17 protein-coding genes are annotated in these 16,135 nt (G+C 38.1%); 9 read left to right on the plus strand and 8 right to left on the minus strand.

The window, feature by feature from the left end:
- Positions 1-29 precede the first annotated feature (29 nt).
- Genes B1C82_RS01505 through B1C82_RS01520 form a run of 4 tightly spaced genes read right to left on the minus strand, consistent with a single transcriptional unit; the run spans position 30 to position 4,484 of the window.
- On the minus strand, positions 30-1,415 hold the full coding sequence (locus B1C82_RS01505; RefSeq protein WP_086445844.1) for a hypothetical protein: 1,386 nt from the start codon (positions 1,413-1,415) through the stop codon (positions 30-32).
- Entirely contained in the window at positions 1,415-2,020 is a 606-nt protein-coding gene (locus B1C82_RS01510; protein ID WP_086445845.1) for an LIC20162 family protein, read from the minus strand. Before B1C82_RS01510 ends, B1C82_RS01505 begins: the two co-directional genes overlap by 1 nt.
- Positions 2,021-2,030: 10 nt before the next feature.
- Complete coding sequence (locus B1C82_RS01515; RefSeq protein ID WP_086445846.1) at positions 2,031-3,158, minus strand: glycosyltransferase family 4 protein; 1,128 nt, start codon at positions 3,156-3,158, stop codon at positions 2,031-2,033.
- 15 nt (positions 3,159-3,173) lie between these two features.
- Positions 3,174-4,484: a glycosyltransferase family 87 protein gene (locus B1C82_RS01520; RefSeq protein ID WP_086445847.1), complete on the minus strand. Its 1,311-nt coding sequence runs from the start codon at positions 4,482-4,484 to the stop codon at positions 3,174-3,176.
- Between the two features lie 84 nt (positions 4,485-4,568).
- Here B1C82_RS01520 and queA point away from each other — a divergent pair, with 84 nt between their 5' ends.
- The 4 genes from queA to B1C82_RS01540 all read left to right on the plus strand — a co-directional run bounded on the left by queA (position 4,569) and on the right by B1C82_RS01540 (position 7,978).
- Positions 4,569-5,624, plus strand: a complete 1,056-nt coding sequence (gene queA / locus B1C82_RS01525; RefSeq protein ID WP_086445848.1) for a tRNA preQ1(34) S-adenosylmethionine ribosyltransferase-isomerase QueA — start codon at positions 4,569-4,571, stop codon at positions 5,622-5,624.
- 51 nt (positions 5,625-5,675) lie between these two features.
- The gene (locus tag B1C82_RS01530; protein WP_086445955.1) at positions 5,676-7,295 is read left to right on the plus strand and encodes an AAA family ATPase; all 1,620 of its coding nucleotides are present in this window, start codon (positions 5,676-5,678) and stop codon (positions 7,293-7,295) included.
- A gap of 87 nt (positions 7,296-7,382) precedes the next feature.
- Positions 7,383-7,613, plus strand: coding sequence for a hypothetical protein (locus B1C82_RS01535; RefSeq protein WP_086445849.1), 231 nt, complete (start codon positions 7,383-7,385; stop codon positions 7,611-7,613).
- 56 nt (positions 7,614-7,669) lie between these two features.
- Positions 7,670-7,978 carry a YbaB/EbfC family nucleoid-associated protein gene (locus B1C82_RS01540; RefSeq protein WP_020770064.1) on the plus strand — a complete coding sequence of 103 codons (309 nt, stop codon included), beginning with the start codon at positions 7,670-7,672 and terminating at the stop codon, positions 7,976-7,978.
- 1 nt (position 7,979) lies between these two features.
- Here B1C82_RS01540 and B1C82_RS01545 read toward each other — a convergent pair whose 3' ends face one another.
- Entirely contained in the window at positions 7,980-9,599 is a 1,620-nt protein-coding gene (locus tag B1C82_RS01545) for a peptidase M30 (protein ID WP_086445850.1), read from the minus strand.
- 93 nt (positions 9,600-9,692) lie between these two features.
- Between B1C82_RS01545 and B1C82_RS01550 the strand changes: the two genes are divergently transcribed.
- A complete protein-coding gene (locus B1C82_RS01550) occupies positions 9,693-10,478 on the plus strand; it encodes a hypothetical protein (RefSeq protein WP_086445851.1) in 786 nt (261 codons plus the stop codon).
- Between the two features lie 2 nt (positions 10,479-10,480).
- On the opposite strand, the gene B1C82_RS01555 is transcribed toward B1C82_RS01550, so the two are convergent.
- On the minus strand, positions 10,481-11,185 hold the full coding sequence (locus B1C82_RS01555; RefSeq protein ID WP_086445852.1) for a leucine-rich repeat domain-containing protein: 705 nt from the start codon (positions 11,183-11,185) through the stop codon (positions 10,481-10,483).
- Between the two features lie 176 nt (positions 11,186-11,361).
- Between B1C82_RS01555 and B1C82_RS01560 the strand changes: the two genes are divergently transcribed.
- The 4 genes from B1C82_RS01560 to B1C82_RS01575 all read left to right on the plus strand — a co-directional run bounded on the left by B1C82_RS01560 (position 11,362) and on the right by B1C82_RS01575 (position 15,150).
- Positions 11,362-11,760, plus strand: a complete 399-nt coding sequence (locus tag B1C82_RS01560) for a Fur family transcriptional regulator (protein ID WP_086445853.1) — start codon at positions 11,362-11,364, stop codon at positions 11,758-11,760.
- Positions 11,757-13,343, plus strand: coding sequence for a hypothetical protein (locus tag B1C82_RS01565; protein WP_086445854.1), 1,587 nt, complete (start codon positions 11,757-11,759; stop codon positions 13,341-13,343). The genes B1C82_RS01560 and B1C82_RS01565 overlap by 4 nt, the downstream gene beginning before the upstream one ends.
- 1 nt (position 13,344) lies before the next feature.
- Positions 13,345-14,583: an AZOBR_p60025 family cell surface glycopolymer formation protein gene (locus B1C82_RS01570; protein ID WP_086445855.1), complete on the plus strand. Its 1,239-nt coding sequence runs from the start codon at positions 13,345-13,347 to the stop codon at positions 14,581-14,583.
- Between the two features lie 309 nt (positions 14,584-14,892).
- Positions 14,893-15,150 carry an RNA recognition motif domain-containing protein gene (locus B1C82_RS01575; protein ID WP_086445856.1) on the plus strand — a complete coding sequence of 86 codons (258 nt, stop codon included), beginning with the start codon at positions 14,893-14,895 and terminating at the stop codon, positions 15,148-15,150.
- A gap of 41 nt (positions 15,151-15,191) precedes the next feature.
- On the opposite strand, the gene B1C82_RS01580 is transcribed toward B1C82_RS01575, so the two are convergent.
- Both B1C82_RS01580 and B1C82_RS01585 read right to left on the minus strand, forming a co-directional pair.
- Positions 15,192-15,677 (minus strand): DUF4269 domain-containing protein, encoded by a 486-nt coding sequence (locus B1C82_RS01580; RefSeq protein ID WP_086445857.1) that lies wholly within the window; start codon positions 15,675-15,677, stop codon positions 15,192-15,194.
- A gap of 17 nt (positions 15,678-15,694) precedes the next feature.
- Positions 15,695-16,048, minus strand: a complete 354-nt coding sequence (locus B1C82_RS01585) for an LB_289 family protein (protein WP_086445858.1) — start codon at positions 16,046-16,048, stop codon at positions 15,695-15,697.
- Between the last annotated feature and the right edge of the window lie 87 nt (positions 16,049-16,135).

Below are 16,135 nucleotides of genomic sequence, written 5' to 3' on the forward strand. Positions count from 1 at the left end.
TGGACTAAGAGAAACTCACAAGCACTTATTTATTCGTTTCTGTACACCGGTTCAGGAGTGATATACTCATATTTATCTTCAATTCCTTCTATAAAACTTTTATGGGATCTTTCAGATCTAGGAAGTGTAGAATAAGTAAAATTGACTAGAAAAAGTAAACTAACATACGAGAAAAAAATAATATGAGAGATGGATCTTATTCCAAATCTGAAGTTCTCGAATTCTAAAGAACGAAATACTAAGGCCGCAAAGATCAAAAGTCCTATCACAGAAGATACCCAGAACTCAAAAAAATACCCTTCCCACCAAGTATAGAATACAAAAGAAGGAATGAGCCAGAAGAATAAAAGAATGAGTTCTGTTTTGTAGGACTTCCAAAGGCGGATCCAATTTAAGAAAGCTAAAAATAAGATCCCGATCCAAAACCCTAGATTCAAATTATAGGGAAAACTTTTGAGAGATGTAAGATCATTTGCATTAATCCTGAGTCCATTCTTTACACCTTCAAAATTTAAGAACGCGTCCCCAATCCCTCTGTAAAAATTCATGATATAATTTTTAGGTCCCGGAGCGGCCCCCCATTTTTCCTGAGAAGCATATAAGAATAACCAATTCGCAAAATTCTTTTCACTTTCGACGGGAGCAGTTAAATTTCTTTCTAAAAGAATAAATCCTACATAAAGATAAGAAAGTGTGAGAATGAGTATTACTGAGAATAAATATATGAAGATGAATTTTAGTTTATAAGAATATTCGAAACTTCTTCCTCTCCATTTATTCGCGAGAAGAACTGAAACCGGCACGAATGTTAAGAAAATTGTGTCTGATTGGTGATAATAAACATTCCAAACTTGCAAAAATCCTGCAATGTACAACTTTCCGGGAGACCAACCGTTCTTAGAATTCCAAACGCACAGTAAAAATAGCGCGGCAGTAAAACAAGAATGGATGAGTGGAGTGTCATTATGCTGAGCATAAAACCAAAATCCTTGGGAACAATGAACAGCGAGTCCCAAAAGAACAGCTCCTACTAAATCTTTATACAATCTCCAATAGGATAACATAAGAATAAAAATGAAGAAGGATGCAACTATTAGGACTCTAAGTCTTAACCCAAACATAGCAGAGTCAGGTCCATGAAACCAATACCAAAACTTTAAGTATAATAGTCCTGTACTTTCGAAACCGATATGGTGAGGATTAAAGAATACTTTCCAATATTTATTGGTAACTATATTGTGAGTGTATACGATAGAATCCCAATCGTAATGTCTTGATAAAAATCTAAGATCGAATAAGAATAAGATCACCGTGAAACAAACTAAAAAAAGAAAGCCTGCCCAGATCGAAGGGGATCGAAATATATTATCTACTTTTTTTAAGAACTCCAGGCTTTCTATAGAACGTTTGAACATTAAACGGATCTAAAAACGGAAGACAAAAATTCAGAATTATTTTTTGAGAAGAAGTAAGGAGATTCCGCGAGAACTGAATTTTCCGCTTCGTTGATATGAATTCTAAAAGAAAGTTTTTCGAAACCTAAAAGTGAACGGAACCATCCAGATTTATGATGGATCTGTAAACCTGTTTGGTCCGGATTCCAACGAATTGTTTCTTTTCCTAAAAATCCCCATTTGGTAACTGCGAGTCTATTTTCTTCCGTAATAAAAGTTTGGAATAGATTCTTTCTTAAGAATCGGACTAGATCCAAAAAGAACGCGAATGCGATATAAGAGATCACAAAAAGAGCAGTGTAATCGTAGAGTCTTTTATCAAGTAAAAGAGAAAGTTTTAGTACTTTGGTGATTTGCAGTAATTCTACAAATTTGAAAATCCAAGTAGAGACTAAGGTTCTTAAAGGGAATAAATAGAATAAAAATACTCCGTAAACCAAGATGGCAAAGGAAGGAGGTATATAATTGATCTTTAATTTACTTTTTTTGATCTTTGCAGATCTAATTTCCGTATCGGAATTCTCCCAATTCCACCATACGGATTTGGATATATCGGATTTCTTCATACTTGAGGGCCTAGGAGTTTTTCTTTCTTGATTTCCAAAGTTCTACGAGAGAGTTTTCGACCTGCTTTGCGGTGGAATCCCAGGACCAATCGTTTCTACTCGGCTTTCTGCCATAGATCCCTTTTTTAGCGGTCAGGGAAAGTGCGTTTTTCCAAGCCTCTAGATTCTTAGGAGAAACGAATGAATCGGTAAATTCATCCAAAACCTCGTGGAAAACAGGAATATCGGAAACAATGCATGGTTTGTTTTCTCGGATTGCCTCTAATAAAGGCAAACCAAAACCTTCATGCAAAGAAGGGAAGATAAAATAAGAACAATTTTTGTAGAGCCAACCTAGCTTAGAATCATCCGGATTTTCTATAAAATAGATCCCGTCCTTCTCCAAGCCACCTTCTTTCAAAATGGAGGTCAGCCCTTCTGATTTCCAGCCAAGTCTTCCCGCAAGGACAAGAGGGTAGGGAAAGTTCGGTTCTTCTTTTTTTAAAGAAAGATACGCTTCTACAAGAGTATTTAAATTTTTCCTAGGTTCTAATGTCCCAACCGAGAATAGAAAATTTTTAGGAAGAGTTTTTTCAGGAGAAGATACTGATTCGAAACCTTGGACTCCTGGATACACAACTTCTAATTTAGATTCTAATTCAGGTAAAAAATCCAAAATATCATTCTTAGTATTTTGAGAAAGACAAAGAACCTTATCTGCTTTTTTCAAAGTGATAGGGGACATGATCTTGTGTTGCCAATAATTTGCAGTGGTCATTGTCTCGGGAGCAGATCTAAAATTTAGATCATGATAATTTACTAATGTAGGGACCTTTAAGCCGAATGCGGGAAGTAACTGCAATGTTCCCCAAAAAAGATCGATCCTATGTTTTTTTATCAAAGAAGGTATGGTAAAGTTCAACCATAGAACACCTGGAAGTTTACTTGGAATAAAAGTAGGAGTCAGCCCTATTAAATGGTTGAAAACAGGATGAATGGGTTTATTCGAATAAAGATAATATTCTAAAGGAGAATCTGGACGTAAAAGTCTTTGCAAAACTTCAGCAAGATATCTGGAATTGCCGGTGATCCCATAAGACAAGGGCCTTGCATCCACTGCGACCCTTGGTTTATATTTTAAATTTTCCTTTTTTAGCATAGTATTCTAAAACAACTAAGCAGTTTTGTCCGAATAGAAAATACACACATATTGTACTAAAGATGTATATAATAAGAAGGAGAACATCAATATCGCTTCTTCTGCAATATTTCCTATAAAACTCCTATTTAAGAGTAGGACCAAAATAGAAATAGAGACAAATATCGTAGCAGATTTATATTCTATTAGTTTAACTTTCCACTTCTCCCATACCAAAAGTGGTTCCCCTTGCTCCGGCCAAAGTTTAGAAAGAATGAATGCTGTTGGGAATAATAAAAATACAAATGCGTGTATCCAAGAGATCCCGCTGAAAATTACGGAAAAGAAAAATAATCCGGATAAAATAAATCCTTCCGAAGCACCCTTGAATGCTTTATACAAATAAGGACCTGCAATTCCTAAACTTAAAATACCAGAAATAATCTTTACTTGATTTACAGTTAGAGTTGTAAACGGCATTCCGAATCTTCCCTGGTTTAGCAAATCGGAATATGCTAAGAAGTATTTTGCCAGAGTAGAATTTAAACTCTGGTTATTCTTCCAAGCACGTAAAGCGGGAGATTTTAGATATTTTTCTAAAACCAAATCGTACCATGTTTGGTTCATCTTCCAAGTAAACTCTGGATTGTACAATGCCGGTAAAACAATCCAACCTAATGCAAAGATAACTGTGTAAACGATCACCATTGGTCTTTTTTTGTATATGAAATAGAATAAAAAAGCGGCAGGTGTGATCTTGATTACGATTGCTAGAGCCAAAACAAGTCCAGACAACCAATCTTTTTGAACTGAAACCGAAACTAAGATCAGTAGTAATAACAAGAAGCCAACTTGGTTATTGTTTTGGTGATTTTCTACAAATCGCAAAGATAAAAGTAAAACGGCAGATAAGAATAGAAAGGACTTCTCTCTTCCTAATAGTTTCCCGATCAGTAGAAGACTAAAAATCAGTGCAATAAAATTGATCGTAAAGAATATACCAGAGGCAACTTCAAATGGAAGACCTGAAATCGGTATGAGCAGGAACGCGAAAGTGGGAGGATAAATGTAAGAACCTACATTCTCCACTTTTGATTTGATCCTAAAAAACACTTCCGGATCGAATATCTGATCTATTTTTAATTTGCCACTTTCGAATTCCTGGACCACTTCAGACAACGCATCCAGGCTATACAGATCCTTGCCTTGTTTGAAATTACGGGAGGCTTCGTAATAGTCTGAAAAATCGGATGATTGTCCTGTGCGACTAAACCCGTTTGCGTAAAGAAAAGCTAAGAATAGAAAGAATACTAAAACAGGGCCGGATTTTTTGAGGTCGATCCGCATTCAGGTACTCTTTTCTGTCCGCCTGAAAAAGCCAAGAAATTAAAAATCGGTTCCCGAATTCTTCGGATCGAATTCATTGGAAGAATGGAATTCCAAGATCTGTCCGAATTTGATTTCGAACTTCCCGAAGATCAGATCGCAAAATTCCCCGCTGCCAAAAGAGATAAGAGTAGGCTGCTTGTTTTAGGAAGGACCCAAGACTTCTTAAAAGAAGAAACCGAATTTTCCAAAATATTAAACTATCTCCGAGAAGGAGATGTACTAGTAGCAAATGCAACCAGAGTTTCTAAGCGACGAGTATTCTTAGTTACTAAAACGGGCAGAAGACATGAGGCAATGTTCCTTGCTGAAACGGAACTCGGGATTTGGAAAACGCTCACTAGAAATTCTAAGAAGCTAAAGATCGGAGATCAGCTCTACGACGAAGAAACTGGGAAATTCCTTTTTTCAGTTATAAGAAAAGAAGAAGAATTTACGATCTTTCAATCTGAAACCTCCCTTGATGAAAATTCATTTGAACTTATTGGTCGCACTCCAATCCCTCCATACTTTAAAAGAGAAAGCACTTCAGAAGATGATATTCGTTATCAAACTGTGTATTCTAAAAACCTAGGTTCTGTTGCAGCTCCTACCGCAGGTTTACATTTTACTCCGGAGTTATTAGAGGAGCTGAGAAAAGGAAAAATAGAATTTCTGACACTAGAGCTGAAAGTTGGATATGGCACATTCCAATCTTTGAACGAAGATCACTTTGCGAATAAAACTTTACATGAAGAAGAATTCGATCTTCCTATCGAAACCAAAAGTATTTTGGATTCTGCCAAGAAAAATAGTAAAAGGATTATCTCTGTAGGCACTACTACATTGAGAGCCTTGGAGTCCGCTTACGACCCAAACACCAAAACGTTCAGACCAGGCAAAGGAAAAACAAGACTGTTTTTACAACCTGAGGATTCTATCCTGAGCTGCGAAGGTTTGATCACTAATTTCCATCTTCCCCAGAGTAGTTTACTTTTATTAGTAAGTGCCTTTGCTGAAAAAGAAAAAATACTGAAAGCTTATAAATTCGCTATAGAACAAAATTTTCGTTTCTTTTCCTACGGAGATTCCATGTTGATTTTAGATCCTGAAAAAGTCTGATCCTAACTTATTTAATTGAGGAATTCTAAGCCGAAAAGGAAAATGGGAAAGGTGTTAAAAAAGATTCTTCCTGGGCAAACTGAGATCAGATTTAAAGCGGCAAAGCCGGCCAAACTTAACGGACTGCCTGACTTTTTAGTATTTCATAAGGAAGAGGTGAGAACATTTCGCCAGGCCCTGGAAAACCCTGGGCTCTTCCGACATATCCTGATCACCGGTCCAGAGATTGAAGCAAACCTTCTACAATTCGGACAGTACCTCGAAGAGATTGTAAAAGACCAGCCAGTAGTAGCAGAACCAAATCCAACCTTATTATCCCTGGCAGGTTTTCCTTTTGAGAATAAATATAGACCAGGAAAAATTTCAGAAGCAAACGGTGGACTTTTACTTCTTCCTATCAAACCATTTGTAGAAGATCCGGACCTTTATTATTTTCTGAAAGGTGTACTGCTTACCGGTAAAATAGATTTTCTTTCTCTTCCGGAAGGATCGGACTCTACAAATATCAATCGATTTCATCCAAGTATAGATTCCAGATTTAGACTCATCTTAGTGGGAGAAGAAACAGAAGTGGATTCTATCTCTCAGATCGACGCTGACTTTTACGGAAGTTTTGATTTTAAGATACATATGCCTTACGAGATCAGTCTTGAAAAATCCTGGCTTCCTGTTTTTTCAGGGCTGCTCAAATCTTGGGAGAAGCCTGGCTATCCTCCTTTGGACCAAGCGGCCCTTGACTCTCTTCTGGAACTTGCACTTAGATGGAATGATAGCCAAACTAGACTCTCTCTTCATCTTTCGGAACTTCGCTCCTTTGTAAGAGAAGTATTAGCTTTTAATAATAAAGGAAAGAAGTCTGTAGGAAGAGCAGAGATAGAAGCTGGTCCTTCTCTCATCCAAAAAAGAACTGCAATCCACAAAAGAAAATATATAGAAAATATCAAAGAGGGCCTGATCTCAGTTCCTCTCAAAGGAAAAAAGACGGGGCGGATTAACGGGCTCTCGGTAATTTTATTACAATCTTCTCTTTTAGATTTTGGGCAAGTGAACCAAGTATCCGCCAGGGTTTCCTTGGGCTCGGGAAATCTGATCAATATAGAAAGGGAAGTTAATCTTTCAGGAAGCCTACACGACAAGGGAGTGTTTATCCTACAATCATATATAAAAGGAATGTTTTCTCATACTCAGTCCTTTGGTTTGGATGCTTCTATTCTATTTGAGCAAAATAGTTCCCCGATTGACGGGGATTCTGCCAGTTGTGCCGAACTTCTCGCTCTTCTTTCCGCGCTCTCTGGTTTAGAGATCCCCTGTAATATTGCGGTGACTGGTGCTCTTTCCCAGTATGGGGATATCCTACCTGTGGGTTCTGTGAATACTAAGATCCAGGCCTGGTTCGATGTGATCCGTTTGACAGGCTCTCCCAGAGAGAAATATAAAATTTACATTCCTAAAGATAATATGAGAGATCTGAACCTTCCGAGAGAAATCCGAGAAAGTATGAAAAAGGGAAATTTCCAGATATTCTACTGTTCCCATGTAGAGGACCTGATTCCTGATATTTTTGGGGTCGCAGCAGGTAGGATCTCCAAATCAGGAAAATACCCAAATGGTTCCCTTTTTAGGATTATCGAAGAGCGGATAGATCGCAAGAGGGACGGCGAAGAGGCCTAAGTGCAAAAATTGCTGGTCGACCCTGATTTTTTCTCAGAAATCCTCTAATCAGTCTCCCCCGGAACGACCGATACTTTATGTACAGTCATGAAACCTGGGGCAAACATCAATATTGAGTCCTCTCTTCTCGTAACCTTGGTTGCGGGTATGGGATTCTTAGTAAGTTTGGGAATCGCACCAGTCAGGACCGGAGGCTTTCTAAGCGACGAACCGGTCTTAAGAGAACTTATCCCCAATCAATTTACCTGGGAACCAAGCTCGGAACAAATCCGGGATCTGCCAGAGAGATTAGGAGAAACCGGACCTAGCCTGGTTTAATTTCTTGCTCCGCTTCCCGGTCTGAAAATCCTATCAAGAAAGACCGGGAGTGTTCGATGTTCGGCAAAAGTTTAGATAATCTAAAACAAATGAACCAGATGCGGGTTCGTATGAAAAAATTGGAGAAGGAGCTCGAAGCTCTAAGTTTCGAGGGCAAATCCAAGAACGAATTAGTAGTTTGCATTACTGATGGTAAACAAACCGTGCAAGAGATCCGTATCGAAGATTCTTTACTTGCTAAAAATGATAAAAAACTACTTCAAAAAAGTATAAAGCAGGCTGTGAACCAATCCATGGAAGCTGCCCAAAAAGTTGCGGAAGAAAGAATGGGAGAATTTAAATCTCTTCTTTCTGGAATGCCTTAATCTATAGGCCTTTATATTCGCTAAAAATTTTCTGTTTCGTCCGATTCCGAGAGAGTTTAAAAAACTCGTGAGGGCAGATCGGACGAGAATCACTAGACTCTGGAAGGACAATTGCTTCCTCTCCTTCGTCGTCGCTTTCAGTAATTCCTAAAGATACCGAAATATCTCCAGTCCTTTTCATTTCTGTATTGATCTGCAGAGAATATAAGGCCCCATCTAGATTCTTTTTTAATAATACTAATCTTTCTATGGCGTTTGAATTAGAACGATCTGTTTTTACAAATTGGATCTGACCAGGAGTTAATGTGCCTATTGGCGTAATCTCAGGAATCCTAAGTGGATCGTATAATTTTCTGAGAATATCTCCATCTGTGCCCGCTGCAGGGAATGGGAAAGATTGAATTATTTTAGTGATATCTTGTAAAAACCCTGAAGCTCCGTTTGTATCTGTTCCGGATTGTGCAAACTCTGGAGAAACATCTCCTAACGATTGCCATAAGAATGCTGGATAAATTTTCATAAATATAGCAGAGCCATCTGTTCCGAGAGCATTTTTTACTTCTTGGGAAGAATTTAGATAACTATCTGCATTTGTTTTGAATAGATGGAATAATCCAGTTGCATCTGAGGCTCTATAACCTTTAGGTCCCTGGACTCCAGTCCTAAAGAATGAATTTCTGGAGTCGGCATCGTTTCCAGAAATCATATATAAGTATTTCATAAAGGAGTAGGCGAATGCATAGTCCACTAGAGAGTTAAACTTAGCACTTCCAAATACACTATTCCCGTTCACGCCTCTAGAACAGGCGTTTGAATTCCTACCCCTATAACAATTGATCCTGCTGATCTGCGGAGAATAACCTGCGATATCCGCTGCAACTTCGCTAGTCCCCTCATTGATCCAAGCTTCGTCTCTTCCTCCGCCTTGGCTCATTATCCTGGCTTCATACTGGAATCGGATTAAATGTTGGTATTCGTGTGCGAGGGTAGCTAAGAATGTGTCTGGCTTTCCTTGGGCAAGGTCGGAGTTACGAACTGCAACCAGCTCAACCCCATCCATATAGACAATATTTGAATAATTAGAACGGACCGAATAGTTAGAACTATCCGGGAAATAATCCACAGGATCAAAAAAGCCTGCTACAAAAGAAGAGCCAGTAGTGCTCCCATCATGGATATCTGAAACAATAACTGCAACTTTTCCATCTCCATCTAAATCGTCGGAAAAGCCGAATGCTTCACCTAACTTAGGATAAATTTTAGTATCGAATTCCTGAGAAATATTTTGGTAATCTAAAGCGGATTCTAAACCGCTAGTTGCGTAGATGTTTACATGAGATCCAGATGCTACCCTCGTTGTTCTCACACAGCTAGAACTGTTTTTTATAAGATTTCGAATCCAGAATGTATTATTGCCGCCGCAAGAACTAGATACTTTGGCTAATGAAAGTAGATCGTCTATACTAGGTTCTGTTTTGTCTTGCGTGCCTAGTGCATCGTTGCTGACCACGCAGTGAGAAAGAAAGAATATCAAAGAAACTGAAAATACACAGGTATATAAAGATCTGCCAATTGGCATATAAGGGAACTTCCAAAAACCGTCTCCGGTCGAAACCTTCATGATCTTTCCTGCCAAAAAAGGAAACTAGCTTTACGCCTTGGTCCTTTTTGTTAAGGTCAATAATTATTCAGGGTCGAATGGGAGCAAGGATCATTGGCTAAAGCGGTTCCGAAGATTTGGAAATTTTTTTCCAAAAAATTTCAATATATCGTAATTTTTTCGTTAGGATATAATTGCGGATTTCGTCCTTCTCCCTTACAAAAAGATCTGATCCCAGGTCCACAGATCCCCGCATTTGATTCCATTCCAGAAAGCGGAGAATATTTTTCTGAGATCAAAAAAATCCCAACCGGGTTTTATATCCGACAAGTTTATCTCAATCATTCTAACAAAAAAGAAATGTTGATTAGTCAACTAACAGTGAGTGAATCTAAAAACTGGGAAGAGACAAGGTTCGAAGGAAAACTAAATTTAGATGAGTCTGGAAAATTTTTCAGATTTCGTCCCAAACTTTGTAGGATGTTCACGAGTAAAAATCCAGGAGATCGTTGGACTTTAACTAGAGCATACGAATGTGATCATTTCGAATTTCTAATATGGAAATCGGGTCCGGAAGATATTCGTTTAACCCCTGGTCCGGAAGGAGAAGAAGAGGGAGTCCTTCTTAAAAAATCTAAATCTTCCAATATTTCTCAAATTTCTGCGATTATACTAAAGACAGATACTTCGATCACAAGTATTTGGGGGATACGTCTTTCGAGAGTTAGAAAGGGTGCTAAGGCCATATTAGAGAAACAAGATGGAAAAAAGACGGAATTGAATTCTTTAAAAACAGTGGAAACGACAGGGGAGATTAAAACCGAAAAGTCAAATTATGCGCAACCTGGAGATATGATCTTATACACAAACCCTGGAGAAGCAAGACCTCTTGCATTATAGTCTTAGTCTAGTCCATTCTCTGAGCTTAAGATCTTACGTAAACCGGGCATAATCTTTACATAGGGTTGGATCTTTCTAAAATCTGAAATTTCCTTTGCAGAAACGTCGGAACCATCCAGTTGTAAATGGATCAGGTTCGTAAGACCATATAAAGGACTTAAATCCTTTACTTGGGTCCCACCTAGATACAATTCCATTAGTTTTGTACAATTTTCCAATGGCCTTAGATCTGTGATCTTAGTATGTTTAAGTTGTAAATGCCTAACACTACAACCTGGTCCTAAGAATCCAAGGCTAGAAATTTTGGAATCAGTTAATTCTATTCTTGTGAGCCTGTTCCAATACAGATAACTTTTCAGATCTTTGTCTGATATTTCTTCATGGTTTAAAACTAAACTGTCCAATCTTGCAAAACGATTTAATGGTGAAAGGTCTTTTACGAAAGATCCAGATAAATGAATGTATCTGAGTTTAGGAAAGTCGGGTAAACCTTCCAATGATTTTATGTCTTTGGAATTTAGTTCAAGGACCTCTAATCCGGAGAATGGGATCAAGTCACTCCAAGCAAGATTGTCTTCGAATCCCAGCCATCGAATTTCTTTAGGGTATTTGCCCAAGATCTCACCTTCAGAATTTCGTACTGAAATAAGATGATTCGATTGGGAACAAGTGAGTAAGAAGCAGAGGACTAGGAAAATTTTCCTCATAAGATCGAACCTATTTGGATTCAATAAAGAAGAAAACTAAAAATTTGAATTTTGAAATTCAAAAACACAATTCTTTAACCCGAATGTTTGAGTTCCGACAGCAGCTTCAAAAGTGGATTTATCGGGTTGACATATGCCTCCTTTTTGGAGCAAGATAAGATTCGAAGCCGATCCGAATGGAAGAAGATAAAAAATCTGCCTCTCGAAACACCAAACAAAAGGGCGAGATCCTGAGAGTCATCCGTGACGCAAAAGGTCCTCTTTCGGTAAAGGAAATCCATGATATCTCTAAAAAGTCCATACAGAATATAGGAATCGCTACCGTTTACAGGTCCGTGAGTCATCTGTTGGAATCGGGTTCGATCCATGAGATCCAGTTGCCTGGAGAATCTTCTCGTTTCGAGATCAGTCATCTAGACCACCATCACCATTTTCATTGTAAAGTTTGTGATCGGGTTTTCGATGTGGAGATCTGTCCCTTTCCTATGGAGAATTTGCCTAAGGGATTTACATTAGATTCTCATGAAATTATTTTATACGGCGTTTGTTCCGAATGTAATACCTCTTCCAAATGAACCAAAAAAAAATAAAATTTAAAATACTCTACCTAAGCATTCTATTTATCGCATTATTCTCCTTTATCGATCGGATCGTATTGGATAATTTGCTTTTCGGATTTCCAAACGAACTAGAATGGGATACCTCCCCTTGGTTTAACTTCCTTGAAAAAAGGAGAAGGATCGAATTCTCAGAAAACGAAAAAGGTGCACTGATTGTTGGCAGCAGCGTAGCTCTTTATTCTTCCTTACCGGAAAGAATGAATGAAAAACTAAAGAAAGAGTCGATCCGTACGGAATTTTATTCTCATCCTGCTTTCACACCTTCCGATTTTTATTTTTATAAGGAAGATATTGCCTCTAAAAAGCCTAAAGTTGTATTTTTTGTTTTAAATCCTGCGGATCTTCAATTGGATTTTTTAATCACTGAAAAGGAAAGCGAAGCAAGATTAGCTCAATATAAACAAAATCTTCTCTACCAAGAAAAATCCATTATTGATTTTCAGAATTTAGAATATTCTGAAAAAGCATTGGATGATGTTTCCGTAAAAACAAGGCACCAAAACAGGATGATCTATCCTGCCCAATATCTAAGAGAGAAATATAAGGATATTCTGAAAGCGGGTAAATCCGCGATTTTATCTCTTCTCTCCAGATCTTTGTTCTTAGTTGTCAGATATCGTAGTTTCTTGTATGATCCAATAGACGCTTGGGTCGAAAATCATCTCAGAAGCGGGAGATCCTACCATTATTATACAGGAATTATCCCGGAAGAAGGTATTTATCTACGAGGTTGGGCCAAACCTGAATTTTCAATCGATTGTGAATTAAAGAACGGAGTTTTTGAAGAGAGTGTATTTTTCCAAGAGAAGGGAACTACATTAAGAATTTGGGGAGAAGGTAAACCGATCCTATTCGATAAAACTTTTACTAAATCTGGTTGGCATACGATTAAATTTAATGTTCCGGAAAAGTCAGCTATAACTAAACTCAGAATTGCCTCTGACAAAAAGATTTCTTCTTTGCAAGTAGACTCCAGGATTTTCGGAACAGAAGAAATTTATGGGATCAGACTTTCTCAGAACTTCTGTAGAAATGAAATCAGAAAACATATCTCTTATATTCGGATTCCAGGAATAGACGATTCTAGACTTTCTAAAATGGATGAGGCTACTTATTCCAAAGATTATACGGAAAGAATTTACGGATATAAAGGAGAAACTTCCAAAATGTCCAGGCTTGTCACTCTCAGAATGGCAAAGATCAAATTAGCATCTTCTCCTAAATTCTTTATATGGTCAGAATTGGAATATCTGAAAAAAGGAATTGAGTATTTAGAGTCACAAGGCATCCAAGTGGTTCTAGTAAATTCTCCTGAAAACCCGATAGAAAGAGAAGTTTACGAATCCAGTCCTTGGTACAAAGGATATATTTCTTATTTAGAAAACTTAGGAAAAGTTAAGTATACATTCAAAAACGCAGTCTCTGTTTTTTCAGATAAAAGATCTTTTTTAGATCCCCACCATTTGACCTACCAAGCTTCCGAAAAATCCTCAGATCTGTATGCAGATTGGATTTTAGAAACATTAACAGAAAAGTAAAATGTCCGGATTTTTATCTAAATTTTTACCAAATGAGAAACTTAAAGAGGAATGGATTGGTATTTTACGAAATCCTAAACTAGTTACTTTAGTTTTTGTCATTCTGTATTCCTTCTCCTCTTTTTGTGTTTGGAAAAAATACTCTTGGAGCCCTAGTTCTCAGGTAAATTTTGGAAAAGAATTTGCGGACCAAAATAAAGAACAAACTCCTCCAGGTGCGATTGTATTTTTAGGAGAAGAGGGAAATCTGGGTGCTGGTTATGACGGACAGATCTTTTATTATTATTCTAGAATGTTGTCCGGTTTTACTTTAAATTGGCCTCAAGGTTTCGAAACCAGTTTCAGAGCTCCTAGAATAGGGTATCCACTTTTAGTTTCCCCATTCGGTTGGTTCGGGATGAATGCAACTATCTTGGGGATGTACATTCTAAATTTAGGGATCTTCTATCTTTCTTATCTTGCGATCCGAGATTTATTGCCTGATCCAAAAAAATACCTAAGCGCATTCTATCTAATTTCTCCATTTGCTTTGGGAAGTTATATCTTGCTTGTTTCTGACACAGTGATGATGGGGCTTAGCGTATTAGCATATTGGTCTTTTGCCAGAAATAGATTTATGACCTTCTCCTTGCTAGCCGGTCTTGCGATACTCACAAAAGAACAGGCGATCTTTTTGTTTTTCCCTTTGGGACTAACAGTGTTGCTCGAAAGAGACTTCAGAAAAAGCCTCTGGGTGGCTTCTTCCTTAATCCTGCCTGCAACCTGGAGTATCTATCTGCGGACCCAATTCCCAGAATGGACCCCAGGAAGCCTGGGCCATTTCTTTGATCCATTCGGAGGACTTTTAGGATATTTCGGGGAACTCCAACAGGCTCTAGTTTCAGAGGATCGAAATCTTATACTTTTGATCAAAAAATTCTCGAGATTCCCTTTGGTACTTCTTCTTTTATCGGGAACCTATCTACTATTCAGGGGAGATTGGAAAAAGGGTCTGGCATTTCGGCTAGGTTTTGGAATTCTTTTATTAACCGCCTATGCGGGAGGTTATGTTCTATATTGGGCGACCTACGAAAATGTTTCCAGAATGTTTACATTCAGCCTTCCTTTATTAGTTTTTTGGGAAAATGAAGACGATACCCTTCCGAGCGGAACTTACTGGGCCCTAACAGGCATCATTCTAGTTTCATTTTTAATAAAATTGGCATTCATTTCCAAGCCCTTACGTCACTTGGTCTGGTGAGAAGGCTCCTTTCTGTTTTCCTGTTTTTTTGCAAACAAGTTCATCAAAAATTTTCTTAGACTTGATTCTTCTTATAAAAGAATTAGAATGGTCTTATTGTAGGTCCGCTGTTCAGAAATCCGCACGTGTCATTGTAATCAGATCGGTCAAATCCGAGCTTTGCTTCTCTTAGGAAACCCTGCTATCCGCGATTTTACCATCATTCAAATCAATCCGCAGTTCTTAAAGAGTGTTATAGTCTATGGGAAAGGCGAATTGGGTCCCGGTTCGCGAGTTGGAAGCTACCTAAATTTTTTGTTCGAGGAAAGCATGCAAAATCGCAAACTCTTTGTAGGAAATCTTAATTACTCCGTTCGCCAACAGGAAATCAGTGACCTGTTTGCAAACTACGGCGAAGTAGCTTATGCAAAAGTAATTGAAGGTAAAGGATTCGGATTCGTGGAAATGGCTAGCGAGGAGCAAGCTGAAAACGCGAAAAACAGTCTAAACGGAACCGAATTCAAAGGTAGAACTTTGAATATCGATATCGCAAAACCTCAGACTTTCAACAAACCAAGAAGACATTAAGATTCTTTCTCGGGGAAGGTGACTTCCCCGAGATTTCTATTCTATTTCCTTTCCCCATATTCCAAAAGTGAAGAATATGGATCTCCCTTCAGACCCAAAAGTTCCGCAAACGCCGATTCGGTGTTTTTCCCTTCTTTCTTTTTCTCCAAAACAGACAGCTTAAAAGTTTCTCCTTTTTCTTTCAGGATCTTCTCCTCTATAATCATATGCAGATAAGAGATTTGTTTTTTAGGGAGAAGATTCTGGGCCACAATCTCTACTTTTTCAGATCCTATTCGAAATCTACAAAGGAGAGAAGGTATATTCCCCAAAAGCTTTTCAGTAATTTGATAATTTGGATAAGAAGAAAATAACTCTAAAACTTTTAGGAGAGAAGGTTTTAACTCGCAGATAATGTCGATATCGGAGTGGGGAAGGTCCACTCCGATCGGAATGGAACCTACGAATTCAGGAGAGAATTCGGAAAGGATTTCTAGAACTTTATGATCTTTTAAAAGTGAAGTACAATCCGAAAATCGGTTTGTCATTCAGCTGAAGTAGGCGATTAAACGCCCACTTCTTCCTCTTCGTCCTCGTTTTCTTCTTCTACGTTCAGAAGTTCTGTAAGTTCTTTATAGGCTCTGTCTTTTTCTAGAACACCAGTTTTCTTAATCGCTTTTTTGAGAACATCGTCCCATTTTTTCTGGGGAAGGATCATTTGCATTTCTTCCAAAACTTCCAGAATATTGATATCGTCTCTTGTATTAAAGATCTCTGTAGCGTCGTAACGGAATAATCCGGAAAGTTGATCGATAAAATCGCCGACTCCGTTTCCGCCTCCGCGTTTATCTAGGGCCTCTTGTTTTTTTTGCGCTTTGCGGAGATCTCTTTCTCGTCTCTCCAATTCGGTCCGTTTCATAAGAACCCTCTCTTATCGGCTATACCTGCCATATTTTCTAAACCAGCTCTCGGGCAAAGAAAAAACCCCTTAAAAACTGAGCAGAAA

Origin of the sequence: Leptospira venezuelensis (genome assembly GCF_002150035.1) — a bacterium.
Lineage (GTDB): Bacteria > Spirochaetota > Leptospiria > Leptospirales > Leptospiraceae > Leptospira_B > Leptospira_B venezuelensis.